Source organism: Curtobacterium sp. 22159 (genome assembly GCF_052045775.1).
GTDB lineage: Bacteria > Actinomycetota > Actinomycetes > Actinomycetales > Microbacteriaceae > Curtobacterium.
Genome location: NZ_JBQEPN010000017.1, coordinates 18,366 through 36,524 on the forward strand (window position 1 = coordinate 18,366; position 18,159 = coordinate 36,524).

Consider the following 18,159-nt stretch of genomic DNA (forward strand, 5'->3'; position numbering starts at 1 on the left):
GCCAGCCGGCACCGCGCCTCCCGTCCGACGGGTGCGGGCTCAGGAGCCCGCCGACGTCACAGGCCCGAGTAGCTGTGCAGGCCCTTGAAGAAGACGTTCACGACGGAGAAGTTGAACATCACCGCGGCGAAGCCGATGAGCGCCAGCCACGAGGACCGCGCGCCACGCCACCCGCGGGTCGCGCGCGCGTGGATGTACCCGGCGTAGACGACCCAGATGATGAACGTCCAGACCTCCTTCGTGTCCCAGCCCCAGTAGCGACCCCAGGCACGTTCGGCCCAGATCGCACCAGCGATGAGCGTGAAGGTCCACAGCACGAACCCGACGAGGAGCACGCGGTACGTGAGCACCTCGAGCCGGTCGGCGTCGGGCAGCGTGTCCATGAAGCGGAGCTTGCCGGAGATCGAGCGACCCTGCCGGTAGGTCTGCACGAGCTGCGCCACGGCCAGCCCGGCGCCGAGTGCGAAGAACCCGGTGCCGGCGATGGCGACGAACACGTGGATGACGAGCCAGTACGACTCGAGCGCGGGCACGAGCGGTCGCACGGGCACGTAGTAGTTCACCGTCGCGATGCCGAGCAGGATGATCGTCAGCCCGGTGATGAACACCCCGAGGAACTTCAGGTTCTGCCACAGCTGCACGAGCAGGAAGATCAGGATGATCAGGCCGGTGCCGGTGAGCGAGAACTCGAACATGTTGCCCCACGGCACCCGGTCGGCCGCGATGCCGCGCAGCACGATGGAACCGACGTGCAGCACGAGCGCGAGGATCGTCATCGCCATGCCGACACGCTCGAAGCGCGTCCCGCCCCGGCGGACCCCGCCGGTGTCGGAGGACTCGTCGACCTTCTCGAGGACGACGGTCCCGCCCTGGACGGTCGCGACGGTCTTCGCGGCGGCGCTGGCACGGGGCGCGTCGGCGCTGGCGGCACCGGCCGCGACGTCACCGGAGCGCTTCGCGACGTCGAGGGCGAACGCGATGAACGCGACGACGTAGACCGCCATGGCCGAGTACGTCAGCACGACCGAGTAGGTCGCCAGGTTCGTGGTCATGTCGTTCACTGGGGCATCCTAACTCCGAGGTCCGACGTGTGCCGCTGCGCGATGTCCGCCACGGCCCGTTCGAGGTTGGGGTCCTCGCCACGGGCGAGGCCCGCGTACTCGAGGTCGTACTCCCCCTGGTCGGCGCCCGCTCGCGGCACCACCTTGACCCACACGCGACGGCGCGGGACGAACAGTGACGTCAGCAGGCCGAGCACCGACAGCACCGCGAAGCCGCCGACCCACAGCTGCGACGGGTCGTGGTGCACGTCGAGCGAGACGTAGCGCTTCACGCCGTCGAACGTGATGGAGCCGGCGTTCCCCGGCAGCTTCTTCGTCTGCCCCGGCTTCAGCTCGACGCTCGCGGCGTCGGACTGCCGGCCGGCGATCTGCTTGAGGCCGCTCGTGTCGAGCGTGTACACGCTCTGCGGGACGCCGTCGTCGAGACCGAGGTCGCCCGTGTACACCTGCAGGGTCAGCATCGGGTTCTGGTCGTCCGGGTACGCGCTGGTGTACGCACCCGTGGACAGCTTCGACGCCGTCGGGTAGAAGAACCCGACCATGCCGAGCTGGTCCGGCACGGCGTCCGGCACCTTGATGACACCCGTCGAGGTGTAGTTGGCGTCCTCGGGCAGGAACGGCACCGTGTCCTTGAACGCCACGTTGCCCTCACCGTCCCGCACGGTCACCTGCATGGCGTAGCCGTTGCCGAGCAGGTAGACGTTCGTGCCGCCGACGCTCACCGGGTCGTTCACACCGAGCCGGCTCGTCTTCGGCGCCTGGCCCTGCTGCCGCGTGGTCACGGTGGCGGAGTAGTCGAGCGCCTGGCCGAGCGCGTCGAGGTTCCGCTCCTCGTACTTCGTCACGAACTTGTCGAGCGTCAGGTTGTAGCCCTTGAGGTCCGACTGCTGGAACCAGCGACCGGGGTTGAACGAGTCGTACGAGCCGAGCACGTTCGAGAAGGTCTGCCCCTCGACGAGGAGCCGCTGCCCGGTGTACCCGAACCCGCCGCCGACCCCGACGGCCAGGAGCACGCCGACGAGCGCCGCGTGGAACACGAGGTTGCCGGTCTCGCGCAGGTAGCCGCGCTCGGCACTGACGGAGTCACCGAAGCGTTCCACGCGGTAGCCGGAGCGCTTGAGGAGCGACATCGCGCGCGTCACGGCCTGCTCCGGGGTCGCCTCGCCGCCCTCGACGGCCACCTTGCGGTAGCCGGCCAGGCGCGCCAGGCGCACCGGGGTCTTCGGCGGACGGGTGCGGAGCGCCTGCCAGTGGTGCTTCGTGCGCGGGACGATGCAGCCGATCAGGGAGACGAACAGGAGCAGGTAGATCGCCGAGAACCAGACCGACGTGTAGGTGTCGAACACCTGGAGCTTGTCGAGCACCGGGAACAGCTGCGGATGGTCCGCCTTGTACTGGACGACGCCGTTCGGGTCGGCCGTGCGCTGCGGCACGAGGGAACCCGGGATGGCCGCCAGCGCCAGCAGCATGAGGAGGAAGAGCGCCGTCCGCATGCTGGTGAGCTGCCGCCAGAAGAACCGGAGGTAGCCGACGACGCCGAGCTTCGGCTGGTTGACCCCGCCGTCGCCAGGGCCGGAGCCGTCGACGTGGTCGGACGGCCGCTGCGGGTCGGCGACGACGTCCGTGCCGTCCGTCTCGGTCACGGTGTTCTCACTGTCAGACCGCGGGGACAAAGCTCTGGATCACCGCCCCGACGCTCGACATGACGGCCGACCAGATGCCGGTGACCATGAGCAGACCGATGACGATCAGGATCGCTCCTCCGATGATGTTGACGGTGCGCATGTGGCGCTTCACGGCGCGGATGGCACCCGTGGCCCAGCCGGCGCCGAGCGCGACGAGCACGAACGGGATCCCCAGCCCGAGGCAGTACGCGACGCCGAGCCACATCCCCTGCCAGGCGCTGCCGGACTGCACGCTGAGCAGGTTGATGGCGGCGAGCGTCGGGCCGAGGCAGGGGGTCCAGCCGAGGCCGAACACGATGCCGAGCAGGGGCGCCCCGACGAGGCCGGTCGCCGGGGTCCACCCCGGCTTGACGGTGCGCTGCAGGAAGGTGAACCGACCGACGAAGACGAGCCCCATCGCGATCACCACGACGCCGAGGACCTGCGTGATGAGGTCACGCCAGCGGACCAGCCAGAACCCGAGCGCGCCGAACACCGTGGTGTACGCCACGAAGACCGCCGTGAAGCCGAGGATGAACAGCAGCACCCCGAGCACGACGCGACCCCGGCGCTGCCCGCCGTCGGCGACACCGCCGACGTAGCCGAGGTACCCCGGCACGAGCGGCAGCACGCACGGTGAGAGGAACGACACGAGCCCGGCGAGCGCCGCGACGGGCAGCGCCACGGCCATCTGCCCGCTGAGGATCGCGTCGGCGAACGGGTTGCTGGACACGGGTCAGGAGGCCTTGCCCGACAGCTCGTCGGAGACGAGGGTGTCGAGGATGCCCGGGCCGTCGACCGCACCGAGGACGCGGGCGGCGACGCGCCCCTGCTTGTCGAGGACGATCGTGGCCGGCACCGCGTTCGGTGCGATCTGGCCCGAGAGCGCGAGCTGCATCGTGCCGGACTGCGCGTCGAGGACGGTCGGGTAGTCCACCTTGAAGGTGCGCTCGAACGCCGCCGCCGTGGCCTTCTCGTCGCGGACGTTCACGCCGATGAACGCGACGTCCTTGCCGGCGAACTCGTCGTGCACCCGGTTGAGGTACTTCGCCTCGGCACGGCACGGCGGGCATCCGGCGTACCAGAAGTTGAGGACCACGACCTTGCCCCGCAGTGCCTTCGACGAGACGGTGGCGCCGTCCGTGTCCTTCGCCCGGAAGTCCACGGCGTCCGTGCGCTTGTCCGCGGCGACCTCGGTCACCGCTCCGTCGCCGGAGATGTAGTTCTGCGTCGTCCCGTTGCCGTACTGCTTCGACAGCGAGTCGTTGTCGGACGAGCAGCCGGTCAGGACGAGGGCGGCCGTGACCGCGGTGGCCGCGAGGACCGCGAACCGCTTGCTGATGACGCTCACACTGCTCCTTCGTCGATGGCGGTCGCGCGCAGTGCCCGCGCCGGATCCGCGTACCCGACCTCGGTGAGACGGCCGGACGAGGTGGCGGGTACACGCTCGAGGGTCGTGATGCTCGAGAGGTCGCAGCGACGCTTCCTCGGGTCGTGCCAGAGCGGCTCGCCGGCGAGGCGGCGGTGCACCATCCAGATGGGGAGCTGGTGGCTCACGAGGACGACGTCGCCCTCGTCGACGCTCTCCCACGCCGTCGCGACGGCCGCGAGCATGCGGTTCGCGATGGACTCGTACGCCTCGCCCCAGCTCGGCCGGAACGGGTTCGCGATCCAGGGCCATTCCGCGGGGCGCCCCAGCGAGCGCTTCGTGAAGCCGGGGGGCTGTCCCTCGTACCGGTTGGTGGGCTCGATGAGCCGCTCGTCGAGGGCGACGTCGAGCCCGTACGCGTCGGCCCACGGCGCGGCGGACTCCTGCGTGCGCTGCAGCGGGGAGGCCACGATGCGACGGACGTCCACCCCGGCGTCCTTCCACGCGGTCGCCGACGCGAGTGCCATCTGCTTGCCGAGGTCGCTCAGGCCGAAGCCCGGCAGCCGTCCGTACAGCACACGGTCCGGGTTGTGCACCTCGCCGTGACGGAGGAGGTGGATTCGGGTCGCGGGCATGGGTTCCAGTCTAGGTCGCTCCGCCGTTCCCACCGCCCGCACAGGTGGTTCACCGGATGCGGAACCCTTCAGCCGAGCTCGCCGGACAGCCGACCGTGCAGCGCCGTCGACGCCGTGTCGAGGTGCACCACCTCGACGGTCGAGCCGTGCTGGGCGAACCGCTGCTCCACGCCGTCCAGTGCGGCGACGGTGCTGGCGTCGAACACGTGCGCGTCCGACATGTCGATGAGCACGCGCTCCGGGTCCTGCGCGTAGGAGAACCGGGTGACGAGGTCGTTCGAGGAGGCGAAGAAGAGCGCCCCGCGGACGCGATACCGCACGGTGCGATCGTCGACGACCTCGCGCACCACCGACACGACGTGGGCGGCCCGCCTCGCGAAGACGAGCGCCGCGACGACGACGCCGACCAGTACGCCCGTCGCGAGGTTGTCGGTCGCGACGACCACCACCACGGTGATCACCATCACCGCGGTCTCCCCGAGCGGCATGCGGCGGAGGGTGCGCGGGCGGATGCTGTGCCAGTCGAACGTCGCGACGCAGACCATGATCATCACGGCCGTGAGGGCGGCCATCGGGATCTCGGCCACGACGTCGTGCAGCACGATGGTGAGCACGAGGACCGAGGCACCGGCGACGAAGGTCGAGACGCGCGTGCGGGCACCCGCCGTCTTCACGTTGATCACCGTCTGCCCGATCATGGCGCAGCCGCCGGTGCCCCCGAAGAACGCCGAGGCGACGTTGGCGATGCCCTGCCCCCACGACTCGCGCCACTTGCTCGACCCCGTCTCGGTGATCGAGTCGACGAGCTGTGCGGTGAGGAGCGTCTCGATGAGCCCGACGATCGCGACACCGAACGCGTACGGCGCGATGAGCTGGAGCGTGCCGAGGGTGAACGGCGCCGCGATGCCGTGGAACCCGGGCAGCGCGGTGGGGAGCGCGCCCTCGTCGCCGACCGTGGGGACGGCGACGCCGAACACGATCGTGATCGCGGTGATGACCACGACGGCGACGAGCGGCGCCGGGACGGCCTTGGTCAGGAACGGGAAGCCGACGATGACCGCGATGCCGAGTGCGGTGAGCGGCCACACGACGACCGGGACGTCGCCGCCGAACAGGTTCGGCAGCTGTGCCGTGAAGATGAGGACGGCGAGTGCGTTCACGAACGCGACGTTGACGCTCCGTGGGATGAACCGCATGAGCCGTGCGACCCCGAGCAGCCCGAGGACGATCTGGATCAGGCCGCCGAGCACGATCGTCGGGACCAGGTAGGCGATCCCGTGGTCGCGCACGAGCGGTGCGATGACGAGGGCGACCGACCCGGCCGCGGCGGAGATCATCGCCGGACGACCACCGACGATCGAGATGACGACGGCGATGACCACGCTCGAGAACAGCCCCACCGCCGGGTCGACGCCCGCGACGACCGAGAACGAGATCGCCTCCGGGATGAGCGCGAGCGCGGTGACCACCCCGGCGAGGACCTCGCGCGTCAGCAGGCGCGGAGAACGGAGGGCGGACAGGACGCTCGGAGCGGACGGTGCATGCGTGACGGCGGACATCGGCGGCGACTCTACCGTCACGTGAGGGTCGGGTTGCTACCGTTGCGCTCCGTGAGCACCATGCACATCGGGGAGCTGGCGGAGCGGGCGGGCATGTCGCTCCGCACCATCCGGCACTACGACGAGGTCGGGCTGCTCGTGCCGACCGGGCGGACGAGCGGTGGCTTCCGCGTCTACACCGAGCAGGACCTCGAACGGTTGCTGGTGATCCGTCGCATGAAGCCGCTCGGGTTCACGCTCGAGGAGATGGCCGAGCTGCTCCGGGTCGTCGACGGGCTCGCGGCGCCGGAGCCCGAGGACGAACCGACGCTGGCGGCACGCCTCGACGAGTTCATCGCCGACGCACGCGCCCGGCACGCGGAGCTGCTCGAGCGGGCCGGCATGGCCGAGGAGTTCATCGGCACGCTCGGCTCACTCCGCGCCTCCGTCCCCTGAGGCCCGCGCGGCTTCGATCTCCCGCTTGCGTTCGTCGATGTAGCTGCGCCAGTCCGCAGCGAGCACCTTCGCCTCCGCCCACAGCGCGTCGAGTTCGTCGTCGGTGAGCTGCTGCGGCTCGTTCCGGTGCACCCACCGAGCGAACCGAGCGCGTGCCCGATGGATCACGGTCGTCATGGTCGTCTCCTCACGCCGACGAGCAGTTCCCTGAGCACCCTGGCACTCGGTTCCTCTCCTGGTGGAACTTTCTGCATGTCGTACATCGCCCGAGCGAGGGCGTACCCGAGTTCGTTCCGCCCCACGTCCTCCCCGGAGACCAGCTCGAACACGACGGTGACCCGCGACCAGTAGCGATCCCGCTCCTCGCGCGCGACGTCCCGCCGCCACCGGAGCACCGCCCACAGCCCTCCGACCGCCGCCGCCGCCAACGTGAACGCCACGGTGAGCACCGCTGCGACGACCGTCGCGACCGCCGCGGGCGGCCATGCCGCGAGTCCCTCGACCCCTGCCGTCATGCGGGGCCTCCCTCCAGCTCGCGACCCGGCCACGTCGGGAACGCTACGGACCCACCGGAGCCGATCCGCGCCTCCCGGAGCGCCACGTGGAGAGCGGTGGACGCGCACCGACCTGTGGAGGACGAGCGCCCGGTAGACTCGTCCACCGTGATCGAACGCACCCGCATCGCCGACCTCGCCGCACGCCCCGACGGTCCCGTCTCCGTCGCCGGATGGGTGGAGACCGTCCGAGACCAGAAGAAGGTGCAGTTCGTCGTCCTCCGTGACGAGAGCGGCGCCGCGCAGCTGGTCAACCCCGCCACGCGGGAGGCAGCGGACGGGGACGACGCCGCCCAGGTCGCGCTCGCCACCACGAACGAGATCTCGGGCCTGGCGCACGGAACGTTCATCCACGTGCAGGGCACCCTGAAGCACGACGAGCGGGTGAAGCTCGGCGGGCTCGAGGTCAAGGTCGGCTCGCTCGAGGTGATCAGCGCCGCGATCCCGGAGACCCCGATCGCGGACGACTCCTCGCTCGACAAGCGTCTCGACTGGCGCTTCCTCGACCTGCGCAACCGCAAGCAGAACCTCGTCTTCCGCATCCAGACGACGCTGGAGCACGCGTTCCGCACCTACTGGGTCGAGCGCGACTACATCGAGATCCACACCCCGAAGCTCATGGCCTCGGCGTCCGAGTCCCGTGCCGAGCTGTTCCAGCTCGAGTACTTCGAGACGACCGCGTACCTCGCCCAGTCGCCGCAGAACTTCAAGCAGATGGCACAGCCGGCCGGCTTCGGCGCGGTGTTCGAGATCGCCGACGCCTTCCGCGCCGACCCGTCGTTCACGAGCCGCCACGCGACCGAGTTCACGAGCGTCGACGCGGAGATCTCGTGGGTCGAGTCCCACGAGGACGTCATGGCGATGCACGAGGAGCTCCTCGTCGCCGGCTTCACCGCGGTGAAGGAGAAGTACGGCAAGGAGATCGAGGAGGTCTTCGGCTTCGAGTTCGTCGTGCCGTCCGCCCCCTTCCCCCGCGTCACGCTGGCCGAGGCGCGGAAGATCGTGGCCGACAGCGGCTACGAGGTCGTCCGTGCCGACGGCGACCTCGACCCCGAGGGCGAGCGTCGCGTGAGCGCCTGGGCGAAGGAGACGCACGGCTCGGAGTTCGTCTTCGTGACCGACTACGACGCGTCGATCCGGCCGTATTACCACATGCGGCACGACGACGACCCGACCCTCACGAACAGCTACGACCTCCTCTTCAACGGCGCCGAGATCTCGACGGGCGCGCAGCGTGAGCACCGTGTCGAGCGCCTCGCGGCGCAGGCGGAGGAGAAGGGTCTCGACACCGCCGAGATCGACTGGTACCTGGACTTCTTCCGGTACGGCGTCCCGCCGCACGGCGGCTTCGGCATGGGGCTCGCTCGCGTGCTCATGCTCGCGCTGCACGAGCCGTCCATCCGCGAGGTCACCTACCTCTTCCGCGGTCCGACGCGCCTCACGCCGTAGGCTCAGCTCTGCCAGTCGATGGCCGCCCGCCCCGTGACGAGCCCGCGGATCTCCGCGGCCGCGGCCTGGTGGTCGGGGTGGACCTGGTACTCGTCGAGCCCGGCGAGGTCGTCGAACGTGGCGACGACGGCGACGTCCTGGTTCTTGCCCGGGTAGGCGACGTTCTCGACGACCTCGAGGGAGCGGATCGAGGCGACCACACCGACCAGGCCGGTGAGGAGCTCACGGATGCGGTCCACCGACGAGGCGTGGTCGAGGTCCTCCCGCAGGGTCCAGGAGACGACGTGGTGGATCATGCGCGGGCCTCGGCCTTCTCGAGGGCACGGTGCAGCCGATCGGCGTCGACGTGCCAGTTGCTGTGGACACGCCCGTCGACCAGGACGACCGGGATGTCCTCCGCGTACTCCTCGCGGAGGGCGTCGTCGTCGAGGATGGACCGTTCCTGCAGCGTCACCCCCGGGTGTTCCGCCACGACGCGTTCGACGATCGGACGGGCGTCGTCGCACAGGTGGCAGCCGGGTTTCGTCAGCAGGGTCACGGCGGGCATGGCACCACCCTAGGACACACGAAAGCCCCGGCGGACCGGGGCTTCGAGTGCAAGTGCTGGACTTACTTCTTGTTGCGACGCTGGTGACGCGTCTTGCGAAGGAGCTTGCGGTGCTTCTTCTTCGCCATGCGCTTGCGGCGCTTCTTGATGACAGAACCCATAACGGACCTCACTCGGACTGATGTTGTGTGGACACCGGGCCAACGAGACCGCGGAAAAACAACCCCGCCGAGTCTAGCGGAGCGCTGACGCGATGTCGAACGGCGCGGTTCGGGACCCGGTCAGCCGACGTCGGCGATCCCGCCGCGCAGCACCTCGGCCACGGCGGACTCGGGCACGCGGAACGAGCGGCCGAAGCGGATCGCGGGCAGTTCGCCGGCGTGGACCATGCGGTAGACCGTCATCTTTGAGACGCGCATCATCTCGGCCACCTCAGCGACCGTGAGGAAGCGGACGTCGTCGAAACTGCCGGTCATGGTCCACCTTCGGGTATGTGTGACCTGTGTGGTCTCTGGTAACTGTAGGGGCCCGTGCGACTCCGTGTCCAGGAGGTGCTCAGTCGTCGTCGGCGCGGCGGGTGAAACGCTTCCGACCGCGGTCGACGACGCGCTCCCAGCCCTGCTGCGCGCCGGTCACGACGGCGGTCGCGCGGTAGGACGCCTCGGCCATGACGCGGCCGAGTTCGGTCCCCACCTCGACGGTCGCCTTGCCCGCCGATCCGTTGCGGCGGACCGACACCGGCTGCCCGTCGAGCGTCCAGGCGGTGGTCGCCGGGGTGCCGTCCGCGTCGACCGCGCCGGTGAACTGCAGCACCCACTCCTCGATCCCGACGAGCGGCTCCGGGTCGAGCCGGTAGAAGCGGTGCTGCCCTTCTTCCCGGCTCGTCACGAGGCCGATGTCGCGCAGCACGCGCAGGTGCTTCGAGACGGTCGGCTGGCTGACGCCGAGCTTCGCGACGAGCTGTCCGACGCTCAGCTCACCGCCGGTGACGTCCGATCCGTACGCGGACAGGAGCGCTCCGAGCAGCTCCCGTCTGGTCGGGTCCGCCACGACGCTGAAGATGTCGGCCATGCGGCAAGGCTAGCCGGGGCGTCTCGGATGTACCATGACGAACCGTCCCGCCCATGTCCCCGGAGGCATACGATGCTCGACCGGCACGAGCCCCTCCCCGCTCAAGTGACAGCACGGCGACGGCAGGGGAACCGCGCACTGTCGGTGCTGCGCTCGTCGCCGTCGCGTCTGGCGATCGTCGTCTTCGTCGCGCTGATCTTCGTGTTCACGTCGCTGTTCATGACGCCGTGGGCATCCTCGGACGGATCCTCGACGCCGTTCTCCGACGCCCTCTTCACCGCCGCGTCGGTCGTCTGCGTGACCGGTCTCGCGACGGTGGACATGGCGACGCACTGGTCGGTGTTCGGCAAGACCCTCGTGGTGATCGGCACCCAGATCGGCGCGGTCGGCGTGCTCACCTTCGCCTCGATCCTCGGTCTGGTGGTGACGCGTCGGCTCGGTCTGCGCGCCAAGCTCATCGCGGCCGGCGACTCGAACCCGCTCCGCACCCATCACGGCGCCGTGCCGGAGGGTCAGGCGGTGCGGCTCGGCGAGGTCGGGACGCTGCTCGCGACGGTGGCGGTGAGCACGCTGACCATCGAGGTGGCGCTCGGGCTCCTGCTCCTGCCGTCGGTGCTGGTCGCGGGCATCCCCTTCTGGTCGGCCGTCGGTGACTCCTTCTACTACGCGGCGATGGCGTTCACGAACACGGGCTTCGTCCCGAACGACACCGGACTGGCACCGTTCGCGCACGACTACTGGTTCCTGTCGCTGCTCATGCTCGGCGTCGTCGCGGGATCGATCGGCTTCCCGGTCATCCGTGCGCTCACGAAGCAGCTCCGGAACCCGCGCCGCTGGCCCATCCACGTCAAGCTCACCCTGGCGACCAGCGGGGTGCTGCTCGTCGGCGGCGCCGTCGTGTACATCGCGCTCGAGGCCTCGAACCCGGAGACGTTCGGGCAGGAGGGCGCCGGTCGCACCGCGTTCCAGGCGCTGTTCCTGTCGACGATGACCCGGTCGGGCGGGTTCTCCCTCGTCGACTTCGACCAGCTGCACGGCTCCAGCCTGCTCGTCACCGACATGCTCATGTTCATCGGCGGCGGCTCCGCGTCGACCGCCGGCGGCATCAAGGTCACGACCCTCGCCGTGCTGTTCCTGGCGGCGGTCGCCGAGGCCCGCGGTCGGCGGAGCATGGAGGCGTTCGGCCGCCGCATCCCGAGCGACGTCCTCCGGGTCGCGGTCGCGGTCGTGCTGTGGGGAGCGACGATCGTCGCCGTCGCCACCGTCGTGCTGCTCCAGATCACGCACGAGTCGCTCGACCGGGTCCTGTTCGAGGTGATCTCCGCGTTCGCGACGTGCGGGTTGTCCTCGGGCGTCTCCGAGAACCTGCCGGAGTCCGGCAAGTACGTCCTCGCCGCGACCATGTTCCTCGGACGTGTCGGTACAGTGACGATCGCCGCAGCCCTGGCCGCCAGCCAGAGCCGGCAGTTGTTCCGCCGCCCCGAGGAGAGGCCGATCGTTGGCTGACCGCCGCTCACCCCACCCCGTCACCGGTGCCGTCAGCCACGACGCGCCCGTCCTCGTGATCGGCCTCGGCCGGTTCGGGGCGGCGACCGCCGGGCAGCTCGAACGGCAGCAGCGCGAGGTGCTCGTGGTCGACACGGACGCCGGGCTCGTCCAGAAGTGGTCCGACCGGGTGACGCACGCCGTCCAGGCCGACGCGACCGACATCGACGCGCTCCGGCAGATCGGCGCGCAGGACTTCGCGATCGCGGTCGTCGGCATCGGCTCCGACCTCGAGTCGAGCGTCCTCATCACCGCGAACCTGGTCGATCTCGGGATCCCACAGATCTGGGCGAAGGCCGTCAGCCGGTCACACGGCACGATCCTGTCCCGGATCGGCGCGAACCACGTCGTCTACCCGGAGCGCGAGGCCGGCGAGCGGACGGCGCACCTCGTCTCCGGCCGGATGCTCGACTTCATCGAGTTCGACGACGACTTCGCCGTCGTAAAGATGTTCCCGCCGGCCGCGGTCCGCGGGAAGGACCTCGCGACGACGGTCATCCGCACGCGGTTCGGCCTGACGGTGCTCGGCATCAAGACGCCCGGGAAGGCCTTCGTCCCGGCCACGCCGGAGAGCGTCATCGGTCAGGACGACGTCATCATCGTCTCCGGCACCGAGGGCGACCTGGAGCGGTTCGCGGCGCTCGAGTGACCGGCACACCCGGGTGGGTGCGTGCGGGCCGGGAGGCGCGGTGCCGGACCGCGCACCGCCTCCCGTCCGCCGCCCCTCACCTCCCGGGCGCGATCCCGCTCCGGAGGGCAGCGAACAGCCGGTCGAGGCCGGCGCGGTGCGCCGCCGCGACCGCATCGCGGTCCTCGTCCGCGAGGATCCGGCGCGCCGTGCCGACGAAGACGGTCGCGTAGCCGGCGACGAAGAGCGCCGCGAGGAGCGAGTCCCCGGTCGCCTCGGCGAGCGCGCCCTGGGCGTCCGCAGCGAGTTCGAGGGCACGGGACTGCAACGCCTGGGACTGCGCCACCGTGCGGAAGAAGGTCTCGGACCCGTCGGCGAGCCCGGACACCGGCGCGCGGTCGTCGAGCAGGCGACGTGCGGTCGACTCCAGAGCGTCCAGCACCCGGTCGGCGGGCACGTCGGCCACCGCTCCGACGAACAGCGCGACGGTCTCGGCGGACCGGTCCAGGAAGAGGTCCTCCTTGCGGGGGAAGTGCTTGAACACGGTGACGCTCGAGACGCCCGCGGCCTTCGCGACCTGTGCGACGGTGACCTGGTCGAAGCCGTGCTCGACGAACATGCCGGACGCGGTCTCGGCGATGCGTGCACGGGTCTCCGGTCCCCCGCGGGGCGCGGTCCTGGGCATGACACTCCCTTCGATTGACTCACTGAGTTGAGTGAGTAAACTCAGACGCATGAGCGCCGATCGGTCCCCCTACTCTCCACGATCCCCGCGCAGGACGCGGGTCGCCCTCGCCGGACTCGCCGCGGTCTTCCTGTTCGAGATGCTCGACAACTCGATCCTGAACGTCGCGCTCCCCACCATCGGCCGCCAGCTGCACGCCGGCGCCACCGAGCTGCAGTGGGTCACGGGGGCGTACTCGGTCGTCTTCGGTGGCTGCATGCTCGCCGCGGGCGCCGTGGCCGACCGGTACGGCCGACGGCGCGTCATGCTCGTCGGGCTGGTGCTGCTCGGGCTGGCCAGCCTCGCGACGGCGTTCGTGTCGAGCGTCGAGCAACTCGTGGCGGTGCGCGTCGCCACCGGGGTCGCCGCAGCGATGACCACCCCGGGCTCGATGGCCCTCGCGTTCCGGCTCTTCGATGACGACGACCGACGCGTCCGGGCGATGAACACGATCTCGACGGTCGGACTCCTCGGCCTCGCGATCGGTCCGACGCTGGGCGGGCTGGTGCTCGCCGTCGCCCCGTGGCAGGTCCTGCTCCTGATCGACGTCCCGATCGCGGCGCTCGCGTTCGTCGGCATCCGGATCGGCATCGTGCCGGACGACCCGGCCGGCCTGCACCGCGCGCCGGTCGACTGGGCGGGTGCAGCGCTCGGCACCGCCACCATCGTGCTCGGGATCGTCGCCCCGACGCGGTTCGCCGACGCAGGCACCCACGACTCCGGTGCATGGGCGGCGACGGTGGCCGCGGTCGTGTGCGGTGTCGGCTTCGTGCTGCGGGAGCGGCGTGCGGAGCACCCGCTGCTCGACCTCGCGCTCGTCGCCCGCCCGCTCGTCTCGAGCGGCCTCGCGTACAAGGCGGCGAGCGGTCTCGCGGTGGCCGGTCTGGGGTACCTCGTCACCCTGCACCTGCAGCTCGCATGGGGGTGGCCGCCGGCCCTCGCCGCGATCGGGATGCTGCCGCAGGTCGTCGTGCTCGTCGGCGGGAGCGCCTTCGTCGGCCCGTTCGTCCGGCGGGTCGGTCTGGAGCGCGCGGCGTGGTCGAGCGCGGCCGTGGTGGTGGTCGGGCTCGCCGTCTACGCCCTGCTCGGCCCGGCGGGCTACGGCTGGGTGGCGCTCGCGCTCGCCCTGGTCGCGGCGGGCATGCGGGTCGTCGGCGTCGTCGCGGGGACGAACGTGCTCCGCGGGTTGCCGGAGGACCGGACGACGATCGGTGCGGCGCTCGTCGACACCGCGTCGGAGGTCACCTCGGCGATCGGGGTCGCGGTCGCCGGGACGGTACTGGCCGCGGTGTTCACGGGGAGCCTCACGGCGGTGCCCTGGACCGCCGCGCAGGGCGTGCAGTTCGACGACGCCGTCACCATCGCCGGCTGCGTGCTCACGGTCGTGTCGGCGGCGCTCGTCGGTTGGGCGACGGTCCGATCGGCGCGCGCACGGCGGTCCGTGGTGACGGAGACCACGCCCCCGGCCCGCACCGTCGGCTAGCCCTCGGACAGCTCCTCGGCGCGGGCGACGGCCGCACGGGAGGCGCGCTCGAACGTCCCGGCGAGGTCCGCCTCCTGCAGCACCGCGACCGCGCGCTCGGTCGTGCCTCCGGGGCTCGTCACCGCTCGGCGGAGATCGGTCGGCTCCTTGCCCGACGCGGCGAGCAGCTCGACGGCGCCTCGCACGGTCCCCTGCACCATCGCCTCGGCCTTGTCACGGGAGAAGCCGAGCGACTCGGCGGCGCGCTGCCACTGCTCGACGAGCAGGAACACGTAGGCCGGTCCGGAGCCCGACACCGCGGACAACGCGTCGAGCTGCGACTCCGGCACCTCGATCACCACGCCGGAGGCCGCGAACACCGACGACGCGAGTGCCACGGCGTCGGCGTCGGCCGTCGGACCGGCGCTGATGCCCGTCACCCCGTGCCCGACGCCGATCGGGGTGTTCGGCAGGGCCCGCACGACGCGGACACCGGCCGGGACCTTCGCCTCCATGCTCGCGATGGTCGTGCCGACGGCGACGCTGACGACGACGGTCCCGGGTCCGAGGTCGGCCGACACCTCGTCCAGCAGGTCCCCGATCGCGTACGGCTTCACGCCGAGGACGACGAGCGCTGCCCCGCGGACGGCCGCACGGTTGGCGTCCGGGTCGGTGTCGCTCGCGGCGGCGTCGAGCCCGCGCGCACGGAGGGCCGCAGCCGACTCCTCCGACTTCGTCGTGAGGGTCACACCGGCGGGGTCGAGCCCGGCGGCGAGCAGCCCGTCGAGGACCGCGCCGGACATGGACCCGACGCCGAGCAGGGCGGTGCGGGGCAGTTCGATCGTCATGCTCCCGACCCTACCCAGCCCGCACGCCTAGGATCGGACCGCAGATCAGGAGAAGGGACGGCACGTGAGCGCATCCGGAGGCACCAGGGCCATCTTCGCCGCACTCGGCGCGAACGTCGGCATCGCGATCGTGAAGTTCGTCGCCGCGGCGATCAGTGGCTCGGCGTCGATGCTCGCCGAGGGCGTGCACTCGCTCGCGGACTCGGCGAACCAGCTCCTCCTGCTGCTCGGTGGCCGCCGTGCCCGTCGCGCCGCGGACGAGGAACACCCGTTCGGCTACGGACGCGAGCGGTACGTCTACGCGTTCGTCGTCTCGATCATCCTGTTCTCCGTCGGTGGCGTGTTCTCGCTGTACGAGGGCATCGAGAAGCTCACCCACCCGCACCCGCTCGAGAACTGGTGGCTCCCGGTCATCGTGCTCGTCATCGCGATCGGGCTCGAGGGCTTCTCGCTGCGGACCGCCCTCGCCGAGGCCCGGCCGCAGAAGGGCCGGCAGAGCTGGGTGCAGTTCGTCCGGCGGGCGAAGGCCCCCGAGCTGCCCGTCGTGATGCTCGAGGACACCGCCGCGCTGCTCGGCCTCGTGTTCGCCCTGTTCGGCGTCGGCCTGACGGCGATCACCGGCAACGGGGTGTTCGACGCCGTCGGCACGATCCTCATCGCCGTCCTCCTCATCGCCGTCGCCGTGGTGCTCGGCATCGAGACGAAGAGCCTGCTCGTCGGCGAGGGTGCCAGCGTCGCCGATGTCGAGCGCATCAAGCGTGCGGTGCTCGACGGCCCCGAGGTCGAGTCGATCATCCACATCAAGACCCTGTACCTCGGGCCGGACGAGCTCATGGTCGGTGTGAAGGTGGCCGTCGACGGCGACCGCCGGCTCGGTGACGTCGCGGCGGGCATCGACACCGTCGAGCAGCGGGTCCGCACGGCCGTCCCGATCGCTCGCGTGATCTACGTCGAACCCGACGTGCTCCGCACCGGACCGCGTCCGCCGACCGAGGCGATCGTCATCCGGGCGGCCGACTAAGGGCTGCCTTGCTGGCGGGCACCCTCGCCGATCACCCACGATGGTGGCATGTCGGTGCTCTTCAACATCCTGCTCATCCTGCACTTCCTCGGCCTCGCGGCGATCATCGGGGCGTTCCTCGTGCAGGTGCGGCGCAAGGGCGGCTTCCAGACGTTCTGGCCGATCACCGGCCTCATCGTGCAGCTCGTCACCGGCCTCGGCATGATGGGCATCATCGACGCGACGCACGACGGTGGCGCGAACCACGCCAAGCTCGGCGTGAAGCTCGTCATCGCGGCGATCGCCCTCGTGCTCGCGTTCGTCGCCCGGGCCCGCCAGAAGCGTGCGGACAGCGGCGCCGCGAAGGCCAAGGCCGCGCTGCCGTTCTTCCACTCGGCCGGTGCGCTCGCGATCGTCAACGTGCTGATCGCCGTCCTCTGGAGCTGACCTCAGCGCCGCGGGGCGAAGAACGCGTCCAGCAGCGCCGCGCACTCCCCCTCGAGCACCCCAGCGACCACCTCGGAGCGGTGCGGGAGCCGCCGGTCGCGCGCGATGTCGTAGACGCTCCCGCTCGCCCCCGCCTTCGGGTCCCACGCGCCGAAGACGACCCGGGGGACCCGGGATGCCATGATCGCCCCCGCGCACATCGGGCACGGCTCGAGCGTCACGACCAGCGTGTGCCGCTCGAGGTGCCAGTCGCCCGCCGCGGCCGCCGCGGCACGGAGCGCGAGCACCTCGGCGTGCGCGGTCGGGTCCTGCAGCGCCTCGCGCTCGTTCCGACCGACCGCCACCACGTCGCCGTCCGGTCCGAGCACGACGGCGCCGACCGGCACGTCGCCGGTGGCCAGACACGCCCGCGCCTCGTCCAGCGCGCGGCGCATCGCCGGGACGAACGGACGGGCAGCGGGCTCTTCCACGGGACCTCCTGGCGGTCGGCAGCACGGTAGGCTCGACCCTATGCGAGTCCACGTCGCCGACCACCCGCTCATCACCCACAAGCTCTCGGTGCTCCGCGACCGTACGACGCCCTCCCCCACGTTCCGCGCCCTCACCGAGGAACTCGTGACGCTCCTCGCGTACGAGGCGACCCGCAACGTCCGCGTCACCGCGACCCCGATCGACACGCCGGTCGCGCACACCATGGGCGTCGCGATCGCGAAGCCGCGCCCGCTCGTGGTGCCGATCCTCCGGGCGGGGCTGGGGATGCTCGAGGGCATGGTCAAGCTCGTCCCGACGGCCGAGGTCGGCTTCCTCGGCATGGCACGCAACGAGCAGACGCTCGAGCCGCAGACCTACGCCGAGCGCCTGCCGGACGACCTGTCCGGCCGCCAGTGCTTCGTGCTCGACCCGATGCTGGCCACCGGTGGCACGCTCGCTGCGGCGATCGACTTCCTGTTCGACCGGGGCGCGCAGGAGGTCACCTGCGTGTGCATCCTCGGCGCTCCGGAGGGCCTCGCCGCGGTGGAGGAAGCCGTCGGCGACCGCAACGTGTCGATCGTGCTCGGCGCCCTCGACGAGCGACTCGACGAGAACGGTTACATCGTGCCGGGGCTCGGTGACGCCGGCGACCGCCTCTACGGTCTGGCCGAGTAGCGACCGGCCGCGGAA

General features: G+C 70.9%; 24 protein-coding genes. 8 read left to right on the top strand and 16 right to left on the bottom strand.

The genetic code is table 11. From position 1 onward, the window contains the following. Positions 1–56 precede the first annotated feature (56 nt). The 6 genes from ccsB to ACTJKO_RS16615 form a co-directional block, all read right to left on the bottom strand. Positions 57–1,052: a c-type cytochrome biogenesis protein CcsB gene (ccsB, locus tag ACTJKO_RS16590; RefSeq protein WP_440690401.1), complete on the bottom strand. Its 996-nt coding sequence runs from the start codon at positions 1,050–1,052 to the stop codon at positions 57–59. 5 nt (positions 1,053–1,057) lie between these two features. Continuing rightward, positions 1,058–2,704, bottom strand: coding sequence for a cytochrome c biogenesis protein ResB (gene resB / locus ACTJKO_RS16595; RefSeq protein ID WP_440690331.1), 1,647 nt, complete (start codon positions 2,702–2,704; stop codon positions 1,058–1,060). Between the two features lie 13 nt (positions 2,705–2,717). Beyond that, positions 2,718–3,416, bottom strand: a complete 699-nt coding sequence (locus ACTJKO_RS16600) for a cytochrome c biogenesis CcdA family protein (protein ID WP_440690403.1) — start codon at positions 3,414–3,416, stop codon at positions 2,718–2,720. Positions 3,417–3,461: 45 nt separating this feature from the next. After that, positions 3,462–4,076, bottom strand: a complete 615-nt coding sequence (locus tag ACTJKO_RS16605) for a TlpA family protein disulfide reductase (protein ID WP_440690333.1) — start codon at positions 4,074–4,076, stop codon at positions 3,462–3,464. Further along, entirely contained in the window at positions 4,073–4,729 is a 657-nt protein-coding gene (locus tag ACTJKO_RS16610; protein WP_440690335.1) for a histidine phosphatase family protein, read from the bottom strand. The genes ACTJKO_RS16605 and ACTJKO_RS16610 overlap by 4 nt, the downstream gene beginning before the upstream one ends. A 68-nt stretch (positions 4,730–4,797) precedes the next feature. After that, a complete protein-coding gene (locus ACTJKO_RS16615) occupies positions 4,798–6,288 on the bottom strand; it encodes a SulP family inorganic anion transporter (RefSeq protein ID WP_440690337.1) in 1,491 nt (496 codons plus the stop codon). A 60-nt stretch (positions 6,289–6,348) separates the two neighbouring features. On the opposite strand from ACTJKO_RS16615, the gene ACTJKO_RS16620 reads away from it, so the two are divergent. Then, positions 6,349–6,723, top strand: a complete 375-nt coding sequence (locus ACTJKO_RS16620) for a MerR family transcriptional regulator (protein WP_440690405.1) — start codon at positions 6,349–6,351, stop codon at positions 6,721–6,723. Here ACTJKO_RS16620 and ACTJKO_RS16625 read toward each other — a convergent pair. Further along, positions 6,700–6,900 carry a hypothetical protein gene (locus ACTJKO_RS16625; protein ID WP_440690339.1) on the bottom strand — a complete coding sequence of 67 codons (201 nt, stop codon included), beginning with the start codon at positions 6,898–6,900 and terminating at the stop codon, positions 6,700–6,702. The two genes, ACTJKO_RS16620 and ACTJKO_RS16625, sit on opposite strands and share 24 nt — an antisense overlap. Next, a complete protein-coding gene (locus ACTJKO_RS16630; protein WP_440690340.1) occupies positions 6,897–7,238 on the bottom strand; it encodes a hypothetical protein in 342 nt (113 codons plus the stop codon). Before ACTJKO_RS16630 ends, ACTJKO_RS16625 begins: the two co-directional genes overlap by 4 nt. A 147-nt stretch (positions 7,239–7,385) precedes the next feature. Between ACTJKO_RS16630 and aspS the strand changes: the two genes are divergently transcribed. Beyond that, on the top strand, positions 7,386–8,726 hold the full coding sequence (aspS, locus tag ACTJKO_RS16635; RefSeq protein ID WP_440690342.1) for an aspartate--tRNA(Asn) ligase: 1,341 nt from the start codon (positions 7,386–7,388) through the stop codon (positions 8,724–8,726). A gap of 2 nt (positions 8,727–8,728) precedes the next feature. On the opposite strand, the gene ACTJKO_RS16640 is transcribed toward aspS, so the two are convergent. The 5 genes from ACTJKO_RS16640 to ACTJKO_RS16660 form a co-directional block, all read right to left on the bottom strand. Further along, positions 8,729–9,022, bottom strand: a complete 294-nt coding sequence (locus ACTJKO_RS16640; protein ID WP_440690344.1) for a Dabb family protein — start codon at positions 9,020–9,022, stop codon at positions 8,729–8,731. Beyond that, positions 9,019–9,273, bottom strand: coding sequence for a glutaredoxin family protein (locus tag ACTJKO_RS16645; RefSeq protein ID WP_440690346.1), 255 nt, complete (start codon positions 9,271–9,273; stop codon positions 9,019–9,021). Before ACTJKO_RS16645 ends, ACTJKO_RS16640 begins: the two co-directional genes overlap by 4 nt. Before the next feature lie 62 nt (positions 9,274–9,335). After that, positions 9,336–9,434, bottom strand: a complete 99-nt coding sequence (locus tag ACTJKO_RS16650; RefSeq protein WP_003792170.1) for a 30S ribosomal protein bS22 — start codon at positions 9,432–9,434, stop codon at positions 9,336–9,338. A 120-nt stretch (positions 9,435–9,554) separates the two neighbouring features. Continuing rightward, positions 9,555–9,749 (bottom strand): helix-turn-helix domain-containing protein, encoded by a 195-nt coding sequence (locus ACTJKO_RS16655; RefSeq protein WP_111080648.1) that lies wholly within the window; start codon positions 9,747–9,749, stop codon positions 9,555–9,557. 79 nt (positions 9,750–9,828) lie between these two features. Beyond that, positions 9,829–10,344, bottom strand: a complete 516-nt coding sequence (locus ACTJKO_RS16660; protein WP_440690348.1) for an ArsR/SmtB family transcription factor — start codon at positions 10,342–10,344, stop codon at positions 9,829–9,831. Positions 10,345–10,416: 72 nt separating this feature from the next. On the opposite strand from ACTJKO_RS16660, the gene ACTJKO_RS16665 reads away from it, so the two are divergent. Both ACTJKO_RS16665 and ACTJKO_RS16670 read left to right on the top strand, forming a co-directional pair. Next, on the top strand, positions 10,417–11,850 hold the full coding sequence (locus ACTJKO_RS16665; protein WP_440690350.1) for a TrkH family potassium uptake protein: 1,434 nt from the start codon (positions 10,417–10,419) through the stop codon (positions 11,848–11,850). Next, on the top strand, positions 11,843–12,538 hold the full coding sequence (locus tag ACTJKO_RS16670) for a potassium channel family protein (RefSeq protein ID WP_440690352.1): 696 nt from the start codon (positions 11,843–11,845) through the stop codon (positions 12,536–12,538). The genes ACTJKO_RS16665 and ACTJKO_RS16670 overlap by 8 nt, the downstream gene beginning before the upstream one ends. A gap of 76 nt (positions 12,539–12,614) precedes the next feature. Here the strand turns inward: ACTJKO_RS16670 and ACTJKO_RS16675 are convergent, their stop codons facing one another. After that, positions 12,615–13,202: a TetR/AcrR family transcriptional regulator gene (locus ACTJKO_RS16675; protein ID WP_440690354.1), complete on the bottom strand. Its 588-nt coding sequence runs from the start codon at positions 13,200–13,202 to the stop codon at positions 12,615–12,617. 49 nt (positions 13,203–13,251) lie between these two features. Here ACTJKO_RS16675 and ACTJKO_RS16680 point away from each other — a divergent pair, with 49 nt between their 5' ends. Further along, positions 13,252–14,724 carry an MFS transporter gene (locus ACTJKO_RS16680; RefSeq protein ID WP_440690356.1) on the top strand — a complete coding sequence of 491 codons (1,473 nt, stop codon included), beginning with the start codon at positions 13,252–13,254 and terminating at the stop codon, positions 14,722–14,724. Here the strand turns inward: ACTJKO_RS16680 and proC are convergent. Further along, positions 14,721–15,551 (bottom strand): pyrroline-5-carboxylate reductase, encoded by an 831-nt coding sequence (gene proC, locus ACTJKO_RS16685; RefSeq protein ID WP_440690358.1) that lies wholly within the window; start codon positions 15,549–15,551, stop codon positions 14,721–14,723. The genes ACTJKO_RS16680 and proC overlap by 4 nt on opposite strands. Before the next feature lie 64 nt (positions 15,552–15,615). Between proC and ACTJKO_RS16690 the strand changes: the two genes are divergently transcribed. Together ACTJKO_RS16690 and ACTJKO_RS16695 are read left to right on the top strand one after the other, a co-directional pair. Continuing rightward, entirely contained in the window at positions 15,616–16,572 is a 957-nt protein-coding gene (locus ACTJKO_RS16690; RefSeq protein WP_440690360.1) for a cation diffusion facilitator family transporter, read from the top strand. A gap of 48 nt (positions 16,573–16,620) precedes the next feature. Beyond that, the gene (locus ACTJKO_RS16695; RefSeq protein WP_440690362.1) at positions 16,621–16,998 is read left to right on the top strand and encodes a hypothetical protein; all 378 of its coding nucleotides are present in this window, start codon (positions 16,621–16,623) and stop codon (positions 16,996–16,998) included. A gap of 2 nt (positions 16,999–17,000) precedes the next feature. On the opposite strand, the gene ACTJKO_RS16700 is transcribed toward ACTJKO_RS16695, so the two are convergent. Further along, a complete protein-coding gene (locus ACTJKO_RS16700) occupies positions 17,001–17,432 on the bottom strand; it encodes a nucleoside deaminase (RefSeq protein WP_440690407.1) in 432 nt (143 codons plus the stop codon). A gap of 76 nt (positions 17,433–17,508) precedes the next feature. On the opposite strand from ACTJKO_RS16700, the gene upp reads away from it, so the two are divergent. Beyond that, positions 17,509–18,144: a uracil phosphoribosyltransferase gene (upp, locus tag ACTJKO_RS16705; RefSeq protein WP_440690364.1), complete on the top strand. Its 636-nt coding sequence runs from the start codon at positions 17,509–17,511 to the stop codon at positions 18,142–18,144. The last annotated feature ends 15 nt before the right edge of the window (positions 18,145–18,159 follow it).